At 66.2% G+C, this 17,539-nt stretch carries 17 protein-coding genes; 6 read left to right on the top strand and 11 right to left on the bottom strand.

Annotated features, from left to right (window positions below; all coding sequences use genetic code 11):
- Positions 1–4: 4 nt before the first annotated feature.
- From ACLV8F_RS06705 to ACLV8F_RS06695, 3 genes are read left to right on the top strand one after another with little or no spacing between them, the layout of a single operon-like run.
- The gene (locus tag ACLV8F_RS06705) at positions 5–853 is read left to right on the top strand and encodes a TonB family protein (RefSeq protein WP_411883466.1); all 849 of its coding nucleotides are present in this window, start codon (positions 5–7) and stop codon (positions 851–853) included.
- A 10-nt stretch (positions 854–863) separates the two neighbouring features.
- Positions 864–1,703: a shikimate dehydrogenase gene (aroE, locus tag ACLV8F_RS06700; RefSeq protein ID WP_411883465.1), complete on the top strand. Its 840-nt coding sequence runs from the start codon at positions 864–866 to the stop codon at positions 1,701–1,703.
- On the top strand, positions 1,700–2,449 hold the full coding sequence (locus ACLV8F_RS06695) for a transglycosylase domain-containing protein (protein ID WP_411883464.1): 750 nt from the start codon (positions 1,700–1,702) through the stop codon (positions 2,447–2,449). Before aroE ends, ACLV8F_RS06695 begins: the two co-directional genes overlap by 4 nt.
- A gap of 25 nt (positions 2,450–2,474) precedes the next feature.
- On the opposite strand, the gene ACLV8F_RS06690 is transcribed toward ACLV8F_RS06695, so the two are convergent.
- The gene (locus ACLV8F_RS06690) at positions 2,475–3,722 is read right to left on the bottom strand and encodes a lectin-like domain-containing protein (RefSeq protein ID WP_411883463.1); all 1,248 of its coding nucleotides are present in this window, start codon (positions 3,720–3,722) and stop codon (positions 2,475–2,477) included.
- Between the two features lie 100 nt (positions 3,723–3,822).
- Here ACLV8F_RS06690 and ACLV8F_RS06685 point away from each other — a divergent pair, with 100 nt between their 5' ends.
- The 3 genes from ACLV8F_RS06685 to ruvC are packed head-to-tail and all read left to right on the top strand — an operon-like array spanning position 3,823 to position 5,983.
- The gene (locus ACLV8F_RS06685; RefSeq protein ID WP_411883462.1) at positions 3,823–4,434 is read left to right on the top strand and encodes a lysophospholipid acyltransferase family protein; all 612 of its coding nucleotides are present in this window, start codon (positions 3,823–3,825) and stop codon (positions 4,432–4,434) included.
- Positions 4,434–5,414 carry a phosphatidate cytidylyltransferase gene (locus ACLV8F_RS06680; RefSeq protein WP_411883461.1) on the top strand — a complete coding sequence of 327 codons (981 nt, stop codon included), beginning with the start codon at positions 4,434–4,436 and terminating at the stop codon, positions 5,412–5,414. Before ACLV8F_RS06685 ends, ACLV8F_RS06680 begins: the two co-directional genes overlap by 1 nt.
- 20 nt (positions 5,415–5,434) lie before the next feature.
- The gene (gene ruvC / locus ACLV8F_RS06675) at positions 5,435–5,983 is read left to right on the top strand and encodes a crossover junction endodeoxyribonuclease RuvC (protein ID WP_411883460.1); all 549 of its coding nucleotides are present in this window, start codon (positions 5,435–5,437) and stop codon (positions 5,981–5,983) included.
- 23 nt (positions 5,984–6,006) lie between these two features.
- Here the strand turns inward: ruvC and ACLV8F_RS06670 are convergent, their stop codons facing one another.
- The 10 genes from ACLV8F_RS06670 to murD all read right to left on the bottom strand — a co-directional run bounded on the left by ACLV8F_RS06670 (position 6,007) and on the right by murD (position 17,535).
- Positions 6,007–6,183: a hypothetical protein gene (locus ACLV8F_RS06670; RefSeq protein WP_411877972.1), complete on the bottom strand. Its 177-nt coding sequence runs from the start codon at positions 6,181–6,183 to the stop codon at positions 6,007–6,009.
- A gap of 21 nt (positions 6,184–6,204) precedes the next feature.
- Complete coding sequence (lpxC, locus tag ACLV8F_RS06665; protein WP_411883459.1) at positions 6,205–7,128, bottom strand: UDP-3-O-acyl-N-acetylglucosamine deacetylase; 924 nt, start codon at positions 7,126–7,128, stop codon at positions 6,205–6,207.
- A gap of 253 nt (positions 7,129–7,381) precedes the next feature.
- The gene (gene ftsZ, locus ACLV8F_RS06660; RefSeq protein ID WP_411883458.1) at positions 7,382–8,611 is read right to left on the bottom strand and encodes a cell division protein FtsZ; all 1,230 of its coding nucleotides are present in this window, start codon (positions 8,609–8,611) and stop codon (positions 7,382–7,384) included.
- A 149-nt stretch (positions 8,612–8,760) separates the two neighbouring features.
- The gene (gene ftsA, locus ACLV8F_RS06655; protein WP_411877969.1) at positions 8,761–9,990 is read right to left on the bottom strand and encodes a cell division protein FtsA; all 1,230 of its coding nucleotides are present in this window, start codon (positions 9,988–9,990) and stop codon (positions 8,761–8,763) included.
- Positions 9,991–9,994: 4 nt separating this feature from the next.
- Positions 9,995–10,780 (bottom strand): cell division protein FtsQ/DivIB, encoded by a 786-nt coding sequence (locus ACLV8F_RS06650; protein WP_411883520.1) that lies wholly within the window; start codon positions 10,778–10,780, stop codon positions 9,995–9,997.
- Positions 10,781–10,799: 19 nt separating this feature from the next.
- Positions 10,800–11,771, bottom strand: a complete 972-nt coding sequence (locus ACLV8F_RS06645) for a D-alanine--D-alanine ligase (RefSeq protein WP_411883457.1) — start codon at positions 11,769–11,771, stop codon at positions 10,800–10,802.
- Positions 11,768–13,201 (bottom strand): UDP-N-acetylmuramate--L-alanine ligase, encoded by a 1,434-nt coding sequence (murC, locus tag ACLV8F_RS06640; protein WP_411883456.1) that lies wholly within the window; start codon positions 13,199–13,201, stop codon positions 11,768–11,770. The genes ACLV8F_RS06645 and murC overlap by 4 nt, the downstream gene beginning before the upstream one ends.
- The gene (gene murG, locus ACLV8F_RS06635) at positions 13,198–14,280 is read right to left on the bottom strand and encodes an undecaprenyldiphospho-muramoylpentapeptide beta-N-acetylglucosaminyltransferase (RefSeq protein WP_411883455.1); all 1,083 of its coding nucleotides are present in this window, start codon (positions 14,278–14,280) and stop codon (positions 13,198–13,200) included. Before murG ends, murC begins: the two co-directional genes overlap by 4 nt.
- A 148-nt stretch (positions 14,281–14,428) precedes the next feature.
- Positions 14,429–15,685 carry a putative lipid II flippase FtsW gene (gene ftsW / locus ACLV8F_RS06630; RefSeq protein WP_411883454.1) on the bottom strand — a complete coding sequence of 419 codons (1,257 nt, stop codon included), beginning with the start codon at positions 15,683–15,685 and terminating at the stop codon, positions 14,429–14,431.
- Entirely contained in the window at positions 15,682–17,535 is a 1,854-nt protein-coding gene (murD, locus tag ACLV8F_RS06625) for a UDP-N-acetylmuramoyl-L-alanine--D-glutamate ligase (RefSeq protein ID WP_411883453.1), read from the bottom strand. Before murD ends, ftsW begins: the two co-directional genes overlap by 4 nt.
- Positions 17,536–17,539: the final 4 nt, after the last annotated feature.

Genomic DNA, 17,539 nt, shown 5'->3' with positions numbered 1-17,539 from the left:
TCCTGTGAAGTCACCCAGCACACTGCAAATTGCCTTAGGCGTATCCATCGCCTTCCACGTGGTGCTGCTGACGGTGCGTTTTGTCGACCCCGAGCGTTTCAACCGCGTGTTCCAGGACACCCCGCTGGAAGTGATCCTGGTCAACGCCAAGTCCAACGAGAAGCCTGACTTCGCCAAGGCGATCGCGCAGGCTTCGCTGGCCGGCGGGGGTGAGGCCGAAAAAGGCCGGGCCACTTCGCCCCTGCCGCCTTCGGCGCTGATGGAACTCGGCGACGCGACCGAAGACGCGCAACGCAAGGTCGAGTCGCTGCAGGAGCAACAAACCCAGTTGCTGGCGCAAATCAAGAAACAGCTGGCCTCCATGCCACCGCCTGATTTGACCCAGCCCGCCAACAGCCCGGCGCAGGCCGAGCGCGAGGAAAAACGCAAGCAGCTGATCAAGATCCTGGCCGAGATCGAACGCCGCATCAACGAAGAAAACGCGCGGCCCAAAAAGCGCTACATCAGCCCGGCCACGCGCGAAGAGGTCTACGCGGTTTACTACGACGAGCTGCGCCGCAAGATTGAAGAAAGGGGCACCGTCAATTTCCCCGAGCAGGCCGGCAAAAAACTGTACGGCGAACTGACCATGATCGTCACCGTCAACTTCGACGGCAGCGTCATCGACACGGAAGTGGTGCAGACCTCGGGCAACCTGACGCTGGACCGGCGCGCGCAAAGCATTGTGCGCGGCACCGGGCCTTTCGGCCGCTTCAGCGACGCGATGCGCCGCAAGGCCGACCAGATCGTCGTGGTCTCGCGCTTCAAGTTCACGCGCGACGACACGCTGGAAACCAAACTTACCAGCCGCTAGGCTTGCTCCCATGGATCAGTATTACGTCCTGGGCAACCCGATTGCGCACAGCAAGTCGCCGCTGATCCACGCGCGTTTTGCCGAACTCACGGGCCAGTCGCTGCAGTACGAGCGCCTGCTGGTGCCGCTGGAAGCCTTCGCCGCCAACCTGGCCCAACTGCAGCGCGGCGGCGTCAAAGGCTGCAACGTCACCGTGCCCTTCAAGCTCGATGCCTTTGAGGCCGCCACCACGCGCAGCGACCGTGCCGAGCTTGCGCAGGCTGCCAACACCTTGCTGCTGCAAAACGACGCCGTCCATGCCGACAATACCGACGGCGTGGGCCTGGTCAACGATATCCAGAACAACGCCGGTGTCTCGCTGGCCGGGCGCGACGTGCTGCTGATAGGCGCGGGCGGCGCGGGCGCCGGCGTGCTGGCGCCGCTGCTGGCGGCCGGGCCACGCCGGCTGGTGCTGGTCAACCGCACGCGGGCCAAGGCCGATGCGCTGGTGGCGCGCCACAGGGCGCATGCATCGATGCGCGGGCCGCTGGAGAAAACCGAACTGCTCACCGACGACTTGCAAGGGCTGCAAGGCAGTTTCGACGTGCTCATCAACGCCAGCGCCAGCAGCCTGGCGGGTGCCGGCGTGCCGGTTTCGGCCGGTGTGCTCAAACCCGGCGCGCTGGCCTGCGACCTGATGTACGGCCCGGCCGCGGCCGGCTTCATGGCCTGGGCCAAAGACAACGGCGCCGTGCCGCGCGACGGCTTGGGCATGCTGGTGGAGCAGGCGGCCGAAGCATTTGAACTCTGGCGCAAGGTGCGCCCGCCCTCCGCGCAGGTGCTGCGGGAAATGCGGGCGCTGCTGGGATGAAAGCCTTGTTCAAGCTCATAGGCCTGGGCCTGCTGGCCGGCCTGGCTTTGCAACTCTTTTTTGTGGCGCGCATCGCCGTGATGGCCGTGGTGGACCCTGAGTCCACCGCCTTCCAGCGCTCGGAAGCCTACCTGGTCACACGCAACACCGGCTCCTTGAAATGGCGCCAGCAGTGGGTGCCTTACGCCAGCCTGCCCGACAGCATCAAACGCGCGGTCATCGCCTCGGAAGACGCGAGCTTTGCCGAACATGACGGCGTGGACATGGAAGCGCTGGAAAAAGCCTGGGACAAAAACGCCAAGGCCGAGCAGCGCGCCGCGCAGTCGGCCAACCGGCTGGCGCCCGCCAAGGCGGCGGCCGCACCGCCCAAACCCGTGAAGATCGTGGGCGGCTCCACCATCACGCAACAGCTCGCGAAAAACCTGTTTTTGTCGGGCGAGCGAACGCTGCTGCGCAAGGGCCAGGAACTGGTGCTGACGCTGCTGCTGGAAGCGCTGCTGAGCAAAGAGCGCATCCTGGAGATTTACCTCAACAGCGTGGAATGGGGCGAAGGTATTTTCGGCGCCGAAGCGGCGGCCCAGCATTACTACCGCAAGCCAGCAGCCAAACTGAGCGCTTATGAATCCGCGCGCCTGGCCGTGATGCTGCCGCGGCCCAAGTATTTTGAAACGCGGCCCGGCTCAGGCTATCTTGCTTCGCGCGCCGGCACCATCGTGTCCCGCATGGGCGGCGTGGAATTGCCCTAGGCCATCCAGCCGCCCCGAAGCGCTGTCAGCGCTTGACCACCAGCGCAGCCGTGCCGGCCTCCGTGTTGCGGCCCAGGTCGGTCTGCAGGCTGCCCACAGGCGCCGTGCTGGTGTAAGTGCCGGCCGCCGCGGCACGCACCTTCAGCGAGACCGCGCATCCGCCGTTGCGCACATTCATGCCGGCTTCGATGGACACCGTGTTGCCGCCCGGCGCGGCGTTGACCGTGCCCAGGCAGTCGCCGCCCAGGCCTGACGGCGAGGCCACCACCAGGCCCGCGGGCAGCGTTTGCGTGAATGGCGCGCTGAGCACGGCGCGGCGCGGGCCGGGGCTGTTGAAATGCAGCTCCAGCGTGGCGGTGCCGCCGGGCGCAATCACCGGCGGCGTGAAGATCTGGTTGACCACGGGCGGGTTGGCCGCGTTGCCGGTCACCATCAGGTCGCGCACTTCGTGAACGTTCTTGGCCGCGCCTGTGCTGCCGGCCACGCCCACGCTGAGCGCGGCAGGCGCCGCATAAGGGAAGTCTGCGTTGGACAGCAGCCGCCTGAAAGCGCCGGCCGGGCCGTCGCGCACGTCGACGTTGATGGTGTAACCCACACCCGCCGCCTTGGGCGAGAGCGTCATCACCACCTGGCGCGCCGCCGGGCGCGTCGTGGCCGCGGGCTGGTCCACATTGCCGGGCATGGCCGCATGGGCGATGAAGGGGTTGCCGGCCGCAACCGGGCCGCGCAGCACCAGCGCCTGCGGCGCGCCGCCTGGCCCGCCGCCGCCGGAACAGTTGTCGGCCGGGCTGGAGAAATTGCCGTATTCGTCCAGCGCCAGCGCCAGATAGCCGCCGGCGCCCTTGCAGTAGCCCAGGCCGCCGCCAGGCAAGGCACCCGCCATGTTTTGCGTGGCGTCATACAGGTACACCGTGATGCCGTCCGCGCCCGGCGTGCCGCCGCCCCAGGAGGCGTAGCTGAAAGCCAGGGTCACGCCGTTCTGCGCGCTGAAGCTGCCGCCGGTGTGGCGCGCATTGCCCTGCGCGACGGTGGCGTTGCCCGTGAGCCTGAGCCAGCCCGCGCCTTCGGCATCGGCGGCCGGCGCCGTCAACGCGGCCGTGCCGGCCAGGCCCCAGCCCGCGTCGGGCGTGGACCCGGAGAAGCGCCCATGGACCTGGAACTGGCCCCAGGCGGCGCATGAAAGCGCCAGGCATGCGCTGCCGGCAAGCCAGCGCGACAGGCGCGCGCCGCGCGGGGACGGGATGGAGGACTTGGACGTAGGGAGTTTTGGCATCGGCTGCAGACGAAAGGGTTGGGGGGTGGAAGCGCAAGCAGGTACTTGCCGGAGTCTAATGCACGCCGTCCGGTCATGGCGGGAACGTATCATCGGCACCATGCTTGCCAAAATCATGAGCCTTTTCCTGCTGGGGTTGATACGCGTCCTCACCGGCGCGCAGGCCCGCTGGCTGGGCTGCCCGCCCAAGGCCGAACAGCGCATCTATTTCGCCAACCACCAGAGCCATGCCGACCTGGTGCTGATGTGGGCGGCGCTGCCGGAAGAGCTGCGCAGCATCACCCGCCCCATCGCGGCCAAGGATTACTGGACCAAGACGCCGTTCAAAAAATGGATCACCACCGCGGTGTTCAACGCCATCTACGTGGACCGCGCCAAGACCGGCGACCAGGACCCGCTGGAGCCGCTGATCGAGGCGCTGACCAACGGCGACTCCATCATCCTGTTCCCCGAAGGCACGCGCGGCAACCATGAAGAGCCGCAGAAATTCAAGGCCGGCCTCTACAACCTGGCGCTCAAGTTTCCCGGCGTGGTGCTGGTGCCGGCCTGGATCAACAACGTGCAGCGCGTCATGCCCAAGGGCGAGGTCGTGCCGGTGCCCATCCTGTGTTCGGTGACCTTCGGCGCGCCGATTGCCCTGGGCGACGGTGAAGACCGGGGTGAATTCCTGGCGCGCGCGCGCCAGGCCGTGATGGAGCTGCGGGAATCCTGATGAACACGTTTTTGCGCAATCTCTCCCCCTCGCACCAGGTCGGCCTGCTGTTCGTGCTGGTCTTCGGCATCCTGGCCGCCATCAGCGTGGCCGCCTTCGTGATGTCGCTCAAGGACACCCACGAAGACGACCTGCACACCCAGAAGCTCAAGGATTTCAACGGCCTGCTGCGCACCTCCTGGCTGATGTCCACGGTGTTCTGGATTGGCTGGACGCTGGGAGAAACCGTGGCCACCGTGCTGTTCGGCATCGTCGCGTTTTTTGCGCTGCGCGAGTTCATCACGCTCTCGCCCACGCGCCAGGGCGACCACCGCAGCCTGGTGCTGGCTTTCTTCGTGGTGTTGCCGGTGCAGTTTGCGCTGGTCATCACGCAGCGTTTCGACCTGGTCACCGTGTTCATCCCGGTCTACGTGTTCCTGGCGATTCCAGTGGTCAGCGCCCTGGCCGACGACCCGCACCGTTTCCTGGAACGCAACGCCAAGCTGCAATGGGGCATCATGGTCTGCGTCTACGGCATCAGCCACGTGCCCGCCCTGCTGCTGCTGAAGTTTCCCAACTACGAGGGCAAGAACGCCTTCCTGGTGTTCTTCCTGGTGTTCGTGGTGCAAAGCTGCATGATCGTGGAGCACCTGGTGGGCCGCAAGCTGCAGCGCCCACCCAGCGCGCCGAATGTGAGCAAGAGCTTCAACTGGACCAGCTGGCTGATCGCCGTCGTGGCGGCCAGCCTGCTGGGCGGCCTGCTGGCGGGCCTGACGCCCTTCAAGCCGGCGCAGGCCGTGGCCATGGCCTTTATCGCCTGCGTTTCCGGCTCGCTCGGCCACCTGGTGATGAAAGCCCTCAAGCGCGACCGCGGCATCCCCAACTGGGGCAAGCGCGGCGTGGGCGTCACCGGCGCCAGCGGGCTGCTGGACCGCGTCGATGCGCTGTGTTTCGGCGCACCCATCTTCTTCCATTCGGTTCGCTGGTATTTCGGCCTCTAGGCCGCGTCCCGTTCACCGCCATGCGCATCCTAGGCATAGACCCCGGCCTGCAGACCTCCGGCTTCGGTGTGGTCGACGTGGACGGCCCGCACTTGCGCTACGTGGCCAGCGGCACCATCAAGACCACGCACCTGGAGCGCGCCGACCTGCCCGGCCGGCTCAAGGTGCTGTTCCAGGGTGTATGCGAGGTGGTGGAGCGTTACCAGCCCGACACGGCCTCGGTCGAAATCATCTTCGTCAACGTCAACCCGCAGGCCACGCTGCTGCTGGGCCAGGCGCGCGGCGCCTGCATCACGGCGCTGGTTTCGCGCGAACTGGCGGTGGCCGAGTACACGGCTTTGCAACTCAAAAAAGCCGTGGCCGGCTACGGCAAGGCCGGCAAGGCCGAGGTGCAGGAGATGGTGATGCGGCTGCTCAAGCTGCCCTCGCTGCCCGGCAAGGACGCGGCCGATGCGCTGGGCCTGGCCATCACCCACGCCCACGTGGGCAGCGCCATGGCGCGGCTGGCACAGGCCAGCGGCACGGGCGCAAAAATGACGGGGAATTACCGGGGTGGGCGCAGCCGCTGACGCGACCGGCAGCCTGAAAGGTCTCAGGCCACGCGCTCGAGAATCAGCACCGCAAAAAAGCCGAAGGCGGCGATCAGCGTCCATTTGAGGATGGTCAGGCCGAAGCGCTTGTAACGCGCCTGCCCGGTGCCGGCGTAAAACATGAAGGCCACCACGGCGGCCAGTAAAAACAGCAGGATGAGCCAGCGAAACAGCAGCATGGATGAGGTGCGGCTGTGCGCCTACCAGGCGCGTGCCAGCGTGGCAAAACCCCGGGGCGCTTTTTTCTCGTCCTCGAAGGTGACGACTTCGTAGGCGTCCTTGTGTGCGAGCAGCTCGCGCAGCAGCTTGTTGTTCATCGCGTGGCCGGATCGGAACGCGCTGTAAGCCGCCAGCAGCGGCTTACCCAGCAGATACAGGTCGCCCATGGCGTCGAGGATCTTGTGCTTCACGAACTCGTCGTTGTAGCGCAGGCCGTCGCTGTTGAGCACCTTGTAGTCGTCCATCACGATGGCGTTGTCCAGCCCGCCGCCCAGCGCCAGGCCGTTGGCGCGCATCATCTCGACGTCCTTGGTGAAACCGAAGGTGCGAGCCCGCGCGATGTCGCGCGAGTAGGCGCCCGAACCCATGTCGAACTCCACGCGCTGGCCGGTGGAATCCACCGCCGGGTGGTCGAAATCAATTTCAAAACTGAGCTTGTAGCCTTCATAAGGAGACAGGCGCGCCCACTTGACGTTGGCGCCCTCGCCGTCCCGCACTTCCACCGGCTTGATCACGCGGATAAAACGCTTGGGCGCAGCCTGCAACTCGATGCCCGCCGACTGCAGCAAAAACACAAACGACGAAGCCGAGCCATCGAGGATAGGCACTTCTTCGGCCGTGATGTCCACATAAAGATTGTCGATGCCCAGGCCCGCGCAAGCCGACATCAAATGTTCCACCGTATGCACCTTGGCACTGCCACTGGAAATCGTCGACGCCAGCCGCGTGTCCGTCACGGCCTGCGCCGAGATATGAATGTCCACCGGCTGCGGCAGATCCACCCGCCGAAACACAATCCCCGTGTCCGGCGCCGCAGGACGCAAAGTCAATTCCACCCGCTGCCCACTGTGCAGGCCCACGCCCACGGCTTTGGTCAGTGATTTAAGGGTTCTTTGGGCAAGCATGGCTGTATTTTAATTTGCGCAAGGCCATTTCGGGCGTAGGGGATAGCAATGCCGCACATAGGCAGAGTGCATTGCGTCCACCACGGCGCTTGATGACGGCGGGAGCAGAGGGAGCGAAGCGTCCCTCCCAACGGAGATTAATGGGATGGAAAGCGTAGCGAGCAGCCCGAGGTTGAGGCGAGGAGCGGAACCGTACACCAGTACGGTGAGCACCACAGCCTCAAGATCGGGTTGCGCAGTAGCTTTACACCCATTAATCGGCTTGTTTGCGGAGGAAGGCAGGTATCTCGAAGTCGTCCATACCCCCCGAAGCCAGCGCATCCACCTTGGCCGCAGCCTGCGTCCGATTAGTCCGCCAAACGCTGGGCACAGCCATGTTCCCGTAATCCGGCTGGGCCGATCCCGTCGTCATCTGCGTCGCGCCGCCGGCGCCGGCCGTGGTGTTCAGCGTAGGCACGTTGAAGGGCACGTTGTCGGTGCCGGTGCGCAGCACCTGCAGCGGCGGCGCATGGCGGCGCACGCCCTGGCGCGACAGGCCCGTCGCGACCACGGTCACGCGGATGTCGTCGCCCAGCTCGTCGTCATAGGCCGTGCCGTAGATCACGTGCGCATCGGGCGAGGCATAAGCGCGGATGGTGTTCATCGCCAGCTTGGATTCGCTCAGCTTGAGCGAACCCTTGGCCGCCGAGATCAGCACCAGCACGCCCTTGGCGCCCGACAGGTCGATGCCTTCAAGCAACGGGCAGGCCACGGCCTGCTCAGCGGCGATGCGCGCGCGGTCCGGGCCGTTGGCCTTGGCCGTGCCCATCATGGCCTTGCCGGGCTCGCCCATCACGGTGCGCACGTCTTCAAAGTCGACGTTCACGTGGCCGGGCACGTTGATGATTTCGGCGATACCGCCCACGGCGTTTTTCAGCACGTCGTTGGCATGCGCGAAAGCCTCGTCCTGCGTGACGTCGTCGCCCAGCACTTCAAGCAGCTTCTCGTTCAGCACCACGATCAGCGAGTCGACATTCGCCTCGAGTTCGGCCAGGCCCAGGTCGGCATTGGTCATGCGGCGGCCGCCTTCGAATTCGAAAGGCTTGGTCACCACGCCGACCGTCAGGATGCCCATCTCCTTGGCGATGCGCGCGATCACCGGCGCGGCGCCCGTGCCCGTGCCGCCGCCCATGCCGGCGGTGATGAACAGCATGTGCGCGCCGTCGATGGCGCTGCGAATGTCGTCCGCCGCCAGCTCGGCCGCGTCGCGGCCCTTGTCGGGCTTGCTGCCCGCGCCCAGGCCGCTGTTGCCCAGCTGGATGGTCTTGTGCGCGCTGCCGCGGCTGAGCGCCTGCGCGTCGGTGTTGGCGCAGATGAATTCGACGCCTTGCACGCCGCATTCGATCATGTGCCCGACGGCATTGCCGCCGCCGCCGCCGACACCGATCACCTTGATCTGTGTGCCTTGGTTGAACTCTTCGATTTCAATCATTTCGATGCTCATTGGGAGCCTCCTAATCAATAAACTGCAGTTGCCAATAATTGGAAATTTGTATTTTTGGTTGACACGCCGTCCTCACGCAGGGGGATCCGCCCCGCCTGAATGCATGCAACGTGAAGGCCTGCCGATAAAAGTGGAATAGGTTTTCATGGTCAGAAGTTCCCCACAAACCAGTCTTTGACCCTGCCGAATGCGTTGTGCACGCTGCCCGCCTTCTGCGACACCTTGTAGCCCCGCATGCGCGCCAGCCGCGCCTCTTCAAGCAGGCCCATGACGGTGGCGGCCCGCGCCTGGGCCACCATGTCGGACAGCGCGCTCGAATAACGCGGTATGCCGCGCCGCACCGGCTTGAGGAAAATGTCCTCGCCGAGTTCCACCATGCCGGGCATGACCGCACTGCCGCCGGTGATGACGATGCCCGATGACAGCACCTCTTCGTAACCCGACTCGCGGATCACCTGCTGGACCAGCGAAAAAATTTCCTCGATGCGCGGCTCGATCACGCCGGCCAGCGCCTGCTTGCTCAGCATGCGCGGGCCGCGGTCGCCCAGGCCGGGCACTTCCACTTGCTGGTCCGGGTCGGCCAGCAGCTGCTTGGCATAACCGCTTTCGACCTTGATGTCCTCGGCGTCCTTGGTGGGCGTGCGCAGCGCCATGGCGATGTCGCTGGTGATCAGGTCGCCGGCGATCGGGATCACCGCGGTGTGCCGGATGGCGCCGCCGGTGAAGATGGCGACGTCGGTGGTGCCCGCGCCTATGTCGACCAATGCCACGCCGAGTTCCTGCTCGTCCTGCGTGAGCACCGCCAGGCTGGAGGCCAGCGGGTTGAGCATCAGCTGGTCCACTTCCAGGCCGCAGCGCCGCACACACTTGATGATGTTTTCGGCGGCGCTTTGCGCCCCGGTCACGATGTGCACCTTCGCTTCCAGGCGTATGCCGCTCATGCCGATGGGCTCGCGCACGTCCTGGCCGTCGATCACGAACTCCTGCGGCTCGACCAGCAGCAGGCGCTGGTCGGTCGAGATGTTGATGGCCTTGGCCGTCTCGATCACACGCGCCACGTCGGCCTGCGTGACTTCCTTGTCCTTGACCGCCACCATGCCGCTGGAGTTGATGCCGCGGATGTGGCTGCCGGTGATGCCGGTGTAGACGCGGGCGATCTTGCAGTCGGCCATCAGCTCGGCCTCTTTCAAGGCCTGCTGGATGCTTTGCACCGTGGCGTCGATGTTGACCACCACGCCGCGCTTGAGGCCGTTGCTCGCCGCGATGCCCAGGCCCGCGAGCTTGAGCTCGCCGCCCGGCATGACCTCGGCCACCACGGCCATGACCTTGCTGGTGCCGATGTCCAGCCCGACCACCAGATCTTTGTATTCCTTGGCCATATGTTTACCTTTTTTTCTTTCCGTCTTCTTTGTCAGCGGGGGCACCCGTGGTGACGCCCCTGAGCCTGATCGCATACCCGTTGCCGTAACGCAGGTCGGCGGACTCCAGGTCCCGGCCGTAACGCGACGACACCTGGGTCACCGTGGCGATAAAGCGGCGCGTGCGCGCCTCGATCTCTTCGAGCGTGCCGTGGCCGAGTTCGATCACGGCGCCGCTGTCGAGCTGGGCGCGCCAGCCGCCCTGGCCGCTCAACTGCAGCTGCTCCAGCGTCGAATCCGTGTCGTCGAACAGCGGCGCCAGCGTCTGGTAGGCCTGCAGCACCAGTGGGGCCTGCCCCTGCGGGCCGTCCAGCACCGGCAGGTCTTCCGCCTCGACCTCGCCCTGGTTGGCCTCGAACACCTCGCCGAAGTTGTTGACCAGCCGGGCATCGCTTTCGGCGCCCCAGAAGGCCACGGGCTTGTGTTCCTGCAGCACCACCTTCAGGCGGTTCGGGAATTCGCGCTGCACCAGCGCCCGGCGCACCCAGGGCACCGACTCGAACACCGCGCGCGTGGCGGCCAGGTCCACCGTGAAAAAATTGCCGGACAGCCGGGGCGCCACATTGGCGCGCAGCGTGACCGCGTTGTTGTGCGCCAGGTCGCCCTGCACGCGGATGGCGCTCAGGCTGAACAGCGACTGGCGCAGCACCCAGGACACGCCCAGGGCCACGAGCATGGCGGCAAACGCCAGGCCCAGGACCACCGAGAAGGTGTTCATGAGCTTGACGTCCAGCGGCATGGCCGTGGGCATGGGCGTTCTGCGGCTCAAATTACGCCTCCCCCTGTTTCAGGTGGTCCAGCGTGGCGGTCTTGAGCACTTCCACGCACAGGTCTTCGTAGGAGATGCCGGCCGCGCGCGCGGACATGGGCACCAGCGAGTGGCCCGTCATGCCGGGCGAGGTGTTGATCTCCAGCAGGTAGGGCTTGCGCGTGGCCTTGTCTATCATCACGTCGGCGCGCGCCCAGCCGCGGCAGTTGAGGATGCGGAAGGTGTCCAGCACCAGTTTCTGGATAACGGCCTCTTCGCCCTCGGGCAGCTCGCAGGGAACGATGTACTGCGTGGTGTCGGTGAAGTACTTGTTCTGGTAGTCGTAGTTGCCGTCCGGCGCGACGATGCGGATCACCGGCAGCGCACGCGCGCCGGCGCCGGTGCCCAGCACCGGGCAAGTCACCTCGTCGCCGCTGATGAACTGCTCGCACAGCACGTCGGCATCGAGTTTTTCGGCTTGCGCCACAGCATCGGCCATGCCTTCGCGCGTGGTGACCTTGGTCAGGCCGATGGAAGAACCCTCGCGCGCGGGCTTGACGATGAGCGGCAGGCCCAGCAGACCGGGCACGGCGGCGATGTCGGCCGCGCCGTATGCGCCGCGGCGCAGCAGGTGGTATTTGGGCGTCGGCAGGCCTTCGGAAATCATCACGCGCTTGGTCATGACCTTGTCGATGGCCATGCTGGACGCCATGACGCCGGAGCCGGTGTAGGGAATGCCCAGCAGTTCCAGCGCGCCCTGCACCGTGCCGTCTTCGCCGAAGCGGCCGTGCAAGGCGATGAAGCAGCGCGCAAAGCCGTCCTTCTTCAATTCGGTGAGGTCGCGCTCCGCCGGGTCGAAGGCATGGGCGTCGACACCGCGCGAACGCAAGGCCTTCAGCACGCCGCCGCCCGACATCAGCGAGACTTCGCGCTCGGCCGACGCGCCGCCCATCAGGACGGCGACCTTGCCAAAATTGAGAGGTTTCTGGTTCATGCTCGGATTCCTGCGGTCTTGGTATCTTCTGCCGGCTGCAGCATCTCGGCCACCCGGCCCGGCACCAGGCCTATGGAGCCTGCACCCATGCACATCACGACGTCGCCGCCCAGCGCGTTGTCCACAATCGCCTGCGGCATGGCGGCTATCTCGTCGACAAAGATAGGCTCGACCTTGCCGGCCACGCGCAGCGCGCGCGCCAGCGAGCGGCCGTCGGCCGCGACGATGGGGGGTTCGCCGGCGGCATACACCTCGGACAGCAGCACGGCGTCGGCATTGCCTATGACTTTGACGAAGTCCTCAAAACAATCACGTGTGCGCGTGTAGCGGTGCGGCTGGAAGGCCAGCACCAGGCGCCGGCCCGGGAAGGCGCCGCGCGCGGCGGCCAGCGTCGCGGCCATTTCGACCGGGTGGTGGCCGTAGTCCTCGATCACGGTGAAAAGCCCGCCGTCTTTGGCCGGCATGTCGCCGTAGCTCTGGAAGCGCCGGCCCACACCGCGGAATTCGGCCAGCGCTTTTTGCACCGCCGCATCGGGCACGTTGAGTTCGGCCGCGATGGCAATCGCCGACAGCGCGTTGAGCACGTTGTGCTCGCCGGCCAGGTTGAGCACCACTTCCATGTCAGGCAGCGTGACGCCGTTGCGCCGCTGCGCCGTGAAATGCATTTGCGCGCCGACGGGCCGCACGTTGACGGCGCGCACCTGCGCGTCCTCGCCGAAGCCGTAGCTGGTGATGGGGCAGGACACCTGGGGCACGATGTCGCGCACGGCCGGGTCGTCGGTGCACAGGATCGCCGTGCCGTAAAAAGGCATGCGGTGCAGGAAGTCGACAAAGGCCTTCTTGAGGTTGCCGAAATCATGGCCGTAGGTTTCCATGTGGTCGGCGTCGATGTTGGTGACGACGGCCATCACAGGCAGCAGGTTCAGGAAGGAGGCGTCCGACTCGTCGGCCTCGACCACGATGTAATCACCGGAACCGAGCTTGGCATTGGCGCCCGCGCTGTTCAGCCGCCCGCCGATCACGAAGGTCGGGTCCAGCCCGCCTTCGGCCAGCACGCTGGCCACCAGGCTGGTGGTAGTGGTCTTGCCGTGCGTGCCGGCGATGGCGATGCCCTGCTTCAGGCGCATCAGTTCGGCCAGCATCAGCGCGCGCGGCACCACCGGAATGCGTTTTTCGCGCGCGGCCAGAACCTCGGGGTTGTCGGCCTGCACGGCGGTGGAAGTCACCACCGCGTCGACCGTGCTGAGGTTGCTCGCCGCATGGCCGACAAAGGTCTTGATGCCCAGCCCGGCCAGGCGCCGCAGCGTGGCGCTGTCCGACAGGTCGGAACCGGAAATGACGTAGCCCAGGTTGTGCAGCACTTCGGCAATGCCGGACATGCCGGCGCCGCCCAGGCCGATGAAGTGGATGTTCTTGATGGCGTGTTTCATTTCACCAGCTCCTCGCAGGCGGCCACCACCTGTGCGGTGGCATCGGTTTTTTGTAGGGTCTTGGCCTGTAGCGCGCGCTCCAGCAGGGTGTAGCGCCCGGTTGTCTTGAGGATGTTGGCCAGCTTGTCGGCCGTGAGGTCGCGCTGGTGGATCAGCCAGCCGCCGCCCTGGTCCACCAGGAACTTCGCGTTGGTGGTCTGGTGGTCGTCGACGGCGGCCGGGAAAGGCACGAAGAGCGCCGCGGCGCCCACGGCCGCGATTTCGGTCACGGTGCTGGCGCCGGCGCGGCAGATGATCAGGTCGGCGTCGGCAAAAGCCTGTGCGGTGTCTTCGATAAAAGGCGTGAGTTCCGCTTTCACGCCGGCCGCCTTGTAGTTGGCGCGAAGCTCGTCGATCTGCTGGGCGCCGCTCTGGTGTGTGACCAGCGGACGCTCGGCGGCGGAAAGCAGTGCCAGCGCCTTGGGCACCAGCTCATTGAGCGCGCGCGCGCCCAGGCTGCCGCCTACCACCAGCAGCTTGAGCGGGCCGCCCCGGTCCGCGAAACGCTCAACCGGGCCGGGCTGGCGTGTGAACGCCGGGCGCAGGGGGTTGCCTATCCATTCGCCCTTGCGGAACACGTTGGGGAAGGCGGTGAAGACGCGATCGGCCACGCCCGCCAGCACCTTGTTGACCATCCCGGCCACCGAGTTCTGTTCGTGCAGCACCAGCGGCCTGCCCAGCAGCACGCTCATCATGCCGGCCGGAAAGCTGATGTAGCCGCCCAGGCCCACCACCACGTCGGGCTTTACGCGGCGCACCACCTGGATGCTTTGCCAGAAGGCCTTGAGCAGGCGCAGCGGCAGGAAGGCCAGCGTCACCAGGCCCTTGCCGCGCACGCCGGAAAATTCGATGTGCTCGAACGCGAAACCGCGCGGCGGCACCAGCTGGCTTTCCATGCTGGGGCGGCTCGCGCTGCCCAGCCCGCCCAGCCAGTGCACGCGCCAGCCGCGCTCACGCAGGGCCTCGGCCACGGCCAGGCCGGGGAAGATGTGGCCGCCGGTGCCGCCGGCCATGATCAAGGCGCAACGTTCTTTGCTCATGGCCGGGCTCCGGGGTTTTGCTCCTTCCCCCTCTGGGGGAAGGCGGGGATGGGGGCCGGCTGCTCATGTTGTTGCGTTGTGCATGTTAGGAGGCCGCTGGCCCCCACCCCTGCCCTCCCCCAGCGGGGGAGGGAGAAATACTTGGTGTTCATGCGCGGCCTCCTCTCATGAGCAATCGATTCTCATAATCAATCCGCAACACCACCGCCAGCGAAATCAGGTTCATCAGAATCGCTGACCCGCCGTAACTCATCAGCGGCAAGGTCAGGCCCTTGGTCGGCAAGGCGCCCAGGTTCACCCCGATGTTGATGAAGGTCTGGAAACCTATCCAGATGCCCACGCCCTGCGCGACCAGGCCGGCGAAGAGGCGGTCCAGCGCGATGGACTGGCGGCCTATGTGCATGATGCGGCGCGTCATCCACATGAAGAGGCCTATGACCACCAGCACGCCCAGCAGGCCGAATTCCTCGCCGATCACGGCCATCAGGAAATCGGTGTGGGCTTCGGGCAGCCAGTGCAGTTTTTCGATGCTGCCGCCCAAGCCCACGCCGAAGATCTCGCCGCGGCCGAAGGCGATCAGCGAGTGCGAAAGCTGGTAGCCCTTGCCCATGGAGTATTTGTCGCTCCACGGATCCAGGTAGGCAAAAATCCGTTCGCGCCGCCATTCGCTGAGCATCACCATCAGGCTGAAGGCGACCACCACCACGGCGGCGATGACGAAGAACATGCGCGCATTGACGCCGCCCAGGAAGAGGATGCCCATGGCGATGACCGAGATCACCATGAAAGCGCCCATGTCGGGCTCGGCCAGCAGCAGGAGGCCGACGATGGCGATGGCGATCGCCATGGGCATGACGGCGCGGAAGAAGCGCTCTTTCACTTCCATCTTGCGCACCATGTAGTCGGCCGCGTACAGCAGCACCGCGAACTTCGCGAGTTCCGAGGGCTGGAAGTTCATGATGCCCAGCGATATCCAGCGGCGGGCGCCGTTGACGCCCTTGCCGATGAAAGGCACCAGCACCAGGATCAACAGCAGCAGCGAAATGACGAACAGCCAGGGCGCGAGTTTTTCCCAGGTCGCCAGCGGCACCTGGAAGGCCAGCATGGCGACGATGAAGGCGACGGCCAGCGACAGCATGTGGCGCACCACAAAATGCGTGTGCGCATAACGCGCGAACTTGGGGTTGTCGGGCATGGCGACGGAGGCCGAATACACCATGACCAGGCCCCACATCAGCAAGGCCACCGTGACCCAGAGCAGCGCCTGGTCGAAACCGGCCATGCGCACGGGCGGCGCCGCCAGCGTGCGCGACAGGCTCTGCCCGCCCAGCCGCACCGGCAGGACCTCGGCCGCGGCTTTGCCGAAGCCGGAGAACCAGCCCGAAAGGCGCGCGGCAGCCGTCACAGCACCTCTCCCTGGTCGCGGGCCAGCGCCTGCACCGCTTCGCAGAAGACGCGGGCGCGGTGCTCGTAGTTGTCGAACATGTCGAAGCTGGCGCAGGCCGGCGACATCAGCACCGCGTCGCCGGTTTGCGCCTGCTGCGCGGCCAGGGTGACGGCTTCTTCCATGGAGGCGGCGTCAAACATCGGAACATTGCGCGGCAGGACTTCCTTGATCAGCGGCGCGTCGCGTCCTATGAGCACCACGGCGCGGACATGGCGCTGCACCGGGTCGGCCAGCGGCGAGAAATCCTGCCCCTTGCCTTCGCCGCCCAGGATCAGCACCAGCTTGCGCTCCAGCCCCAGGCCCGTGAGCGCCGCCACGGTGGCGCCCACGTTGGTGCCCTTGCTGTCGTCGAAGTATTCGACATCCTTGACGACGGCCACCGACTCGACGCGGTGCGGCTCGCCGCGGTATTCACGCAGGCCGTGCAGCATGGGCGCCAGGTTGCAGCCTGCGGCCACGGCCAGGCCCAGCGCCGCCAGGGCGTTGGTGGCGTTGTGGCGCCCGCGTATGCGCAGGGCTTCGATGGGCATCAGGCGCTGCACGTGCAGCTCCACCTCTTCGTCCTTGCGGCGCTTGATGGTTTCGTCGGCCTCGGCCGCGCGCACCAGCCAGGTCATGCCGTTGACGGTTTCAATGCCATAGTCGCCGGGGCGCTGCGGCTCGCCCGCGCCGAAGGTGGCATGCGGGCGCAGCTGCGGCGGCTTCAGGCGCACCTTGACGGGCGGCGGCAGCATGGCCATCACACGCGCGTCGTCGCGGTTGAGCAGCATGAAGGTGCCGGCGCCGAAGACTTTGGCTTTCGCCGCGACGTAGGCATCCATGTCGCCGTGCCAGTCGAGGTGGTCTTGCGTGATGTTGAGCACCACGGCGGCGGTCGGTTCAAAGCCCTGCACGTCGGCCAGCTGGAAGCTGGACAGCTCCAGCACCCAGACCTGCGGCAGGGTTTGCGCGTCCATGTGGGCCGACAGGGTGTCGAGCAGTGTGGGGCCGATGTTGCCGGCGACGGCCACGGTTTTGCCGGCGCGCTGCACCAGTTGGCCCAGCAGCGAGGTCACGGTGGTCTTGCCGTTGGTGCCGGTGATGGCCAGCACGGCGGGGCGGTAGCCCGGGACGGGTTCAATTTGCACCAGGGCCAGCAAGGCGGCGGGCAACGCGGCTTCTTCGGTGGCATCGTCGGGAACCGGCAGGCCGTCGGCAGCCTCCGGTGCAGCCACGGATGTCTCTTGCAGGTCGCTGGACATCTCAGCCGCCAAAGCGGCTTCGCCTTCGGGCGCGTCAACGGCATCAAGGGCATCAGCGACATCGGCCACATCGGAAGCACCGGCTTCGTCAACAGCTTCAGCCACATCTGGCGTCTCGGACGCTTCGGGCGTATCCGGCAGGGGCGCTTCGGCGATTGGCTCGGGCGTCACAACAGCCTGGTCAGATTCTTCGGCTTCTTCAGCTGCTTCGGCGGCAGGCGGCTCGCGCAGGTCCGCCAGCGCTTGCGAGAACAAATCCAGCTCTCCGCCCACGGGCAGTCCCATGGCGCGCGCGGCATCCGCCACGGGCGCGATGGTCTCGGGCGTCAGGCCGGGCGAGCGGTAAACGGCGCGCACGGCCGTGCCTTGCACCAGCTCCGGCGTGAAGGCGCCACCCACAAAGGCGACGCCCGGCAGTTCCTCGCGCAGCGTGGCAAGCAAGGGCGGCGCTTCGCGCGTGTCGGCGACCGTCACGTGCGCACCATGGCGCACGCACCAGCGCGCCATGGCCAGGCCGGACGCACCCAGGCCCAGGATCAACACGGTTTGGTCTTGTAGATGCCGCATGCCT

It is taken from the genome of Polaromonas sp. YR568, from assembly GCF_943369675.1.
GTDB lineage: Bacteria > Pseudomonadota > Gammaproteobacteria > Burkholderiales > Burkholderiaceae_C > Polaromonas.
This window is presented reverse-complemented; position numbering and strand designations above follow the sequence as displayed.

Excerpts from the sequence above, each read along its gene's own strand:
- ACLV8F_RS06680 (WP_411883461.1), top strand. The coding sequence starts at position 4,434 with ATGAACACGTTTTTGCGCAATCTCTCCCCCTCGCACCAGGTCGGCCTG.
- murD (WP_411883453.1), bottom strand. The coding sequence starts at position 17,535 with ATGCGGCATCTACAAGACCAAACCGTGTTGATCCTGGGCCTGGGTGCG.
- ACLV8F_RS06645 (WP_411883457.1), bottom strand. The coding sequence starts at position 11,771 with ATGAACCAGAAACCTCTCAATTTTGGCAAGGTCGCCGTCCTGATGGGC.
- ACLV8F_RS06690 (WP_411883463.1), bottom strand. The coding sequence starts at position 3,722 with ATGCCAAAACTCCCTACGTCCAAGTCCTCCATCCCGTCCCCGCGCGGC.
- ACLV8F_RS06650 (WP_411883520.1), bottom strand. The coding sequence starts at position 10,780 with ATGCCCACGGCCATGCCGCTGGACGTCAAGCTCATGAACACCTTCTCG.
- aroE (WP_411883465.1), top strand. The coding sequence starts at position 864 with ATGGATCAGTATTACGTCCTGGGCAACCCGATTGCGCACAGCAAGTCG.
- ACLV8F_RS06695 (WP_411883464.1), top strand. The coding sequence starts at position 1,700 with ATGAAAGCCTTGTTCAAGCTCATAGGCCTGGGCCTGCTGGCCGGCCTG.
- ftsZ (WP_411883458.1), bottom strand. The coding sequence starts at position 8,611 with ATGAGCATCGAAATGATTGAAATCGAAGAGTTCAACCAAGGCACACAG.
- murG (WP_411883455.1), bottom strand. The coding sequence starts at position 14,280 with ATGAGCAAAGAACGTTGCGCCTTGATCATGGCCGGCGGCACCGGCGGC.
- murC (WP_411883456.1), bottom strand. The coding sequence starts at position 13,201 with ATGAAACACGCCATCAAGAACATCCACTTCATCGGCCTGGGCGGCGCC.
- ruvC (WP_411883460.1), top strand. The coding sequence starts at position 5,435 with ATGCGCATCCTAGGCATAGACCCCGGCCTGCAGACCTCCGGCTTCGGT.
- lpxC (WP_411883459.1), bottom strand. The coding sequence starts at position 7,128 with ATGCTTGCCCAAAGAACCCTTAAATCACTGACCAAAGCCGTGGGCGTG.
- ACLV8F_RS06670 (WP_411877972.1), bottom strand. The coding sequence starts at position 6,183 with ATGCTGCTGTTTCGCTGGCTCATCCTGCTGTTTTTACTGGCCGCCGTG.
- ACLV8F_RS06685 (WP_411883462.1), top strand. The coding sequence starts at position 3,823 with ATGCTTGCCAAAATCATGAGCCTTTTCCTGCTGGGGTTGATACGCGTC.
- ftsA (WP_411877969.1), bottom strand. The coding sequence starts at position 9,990 with ATGGCCAAGGAATACAAAGATCTGGTGGTCGGGCTGGACATCGGCACC.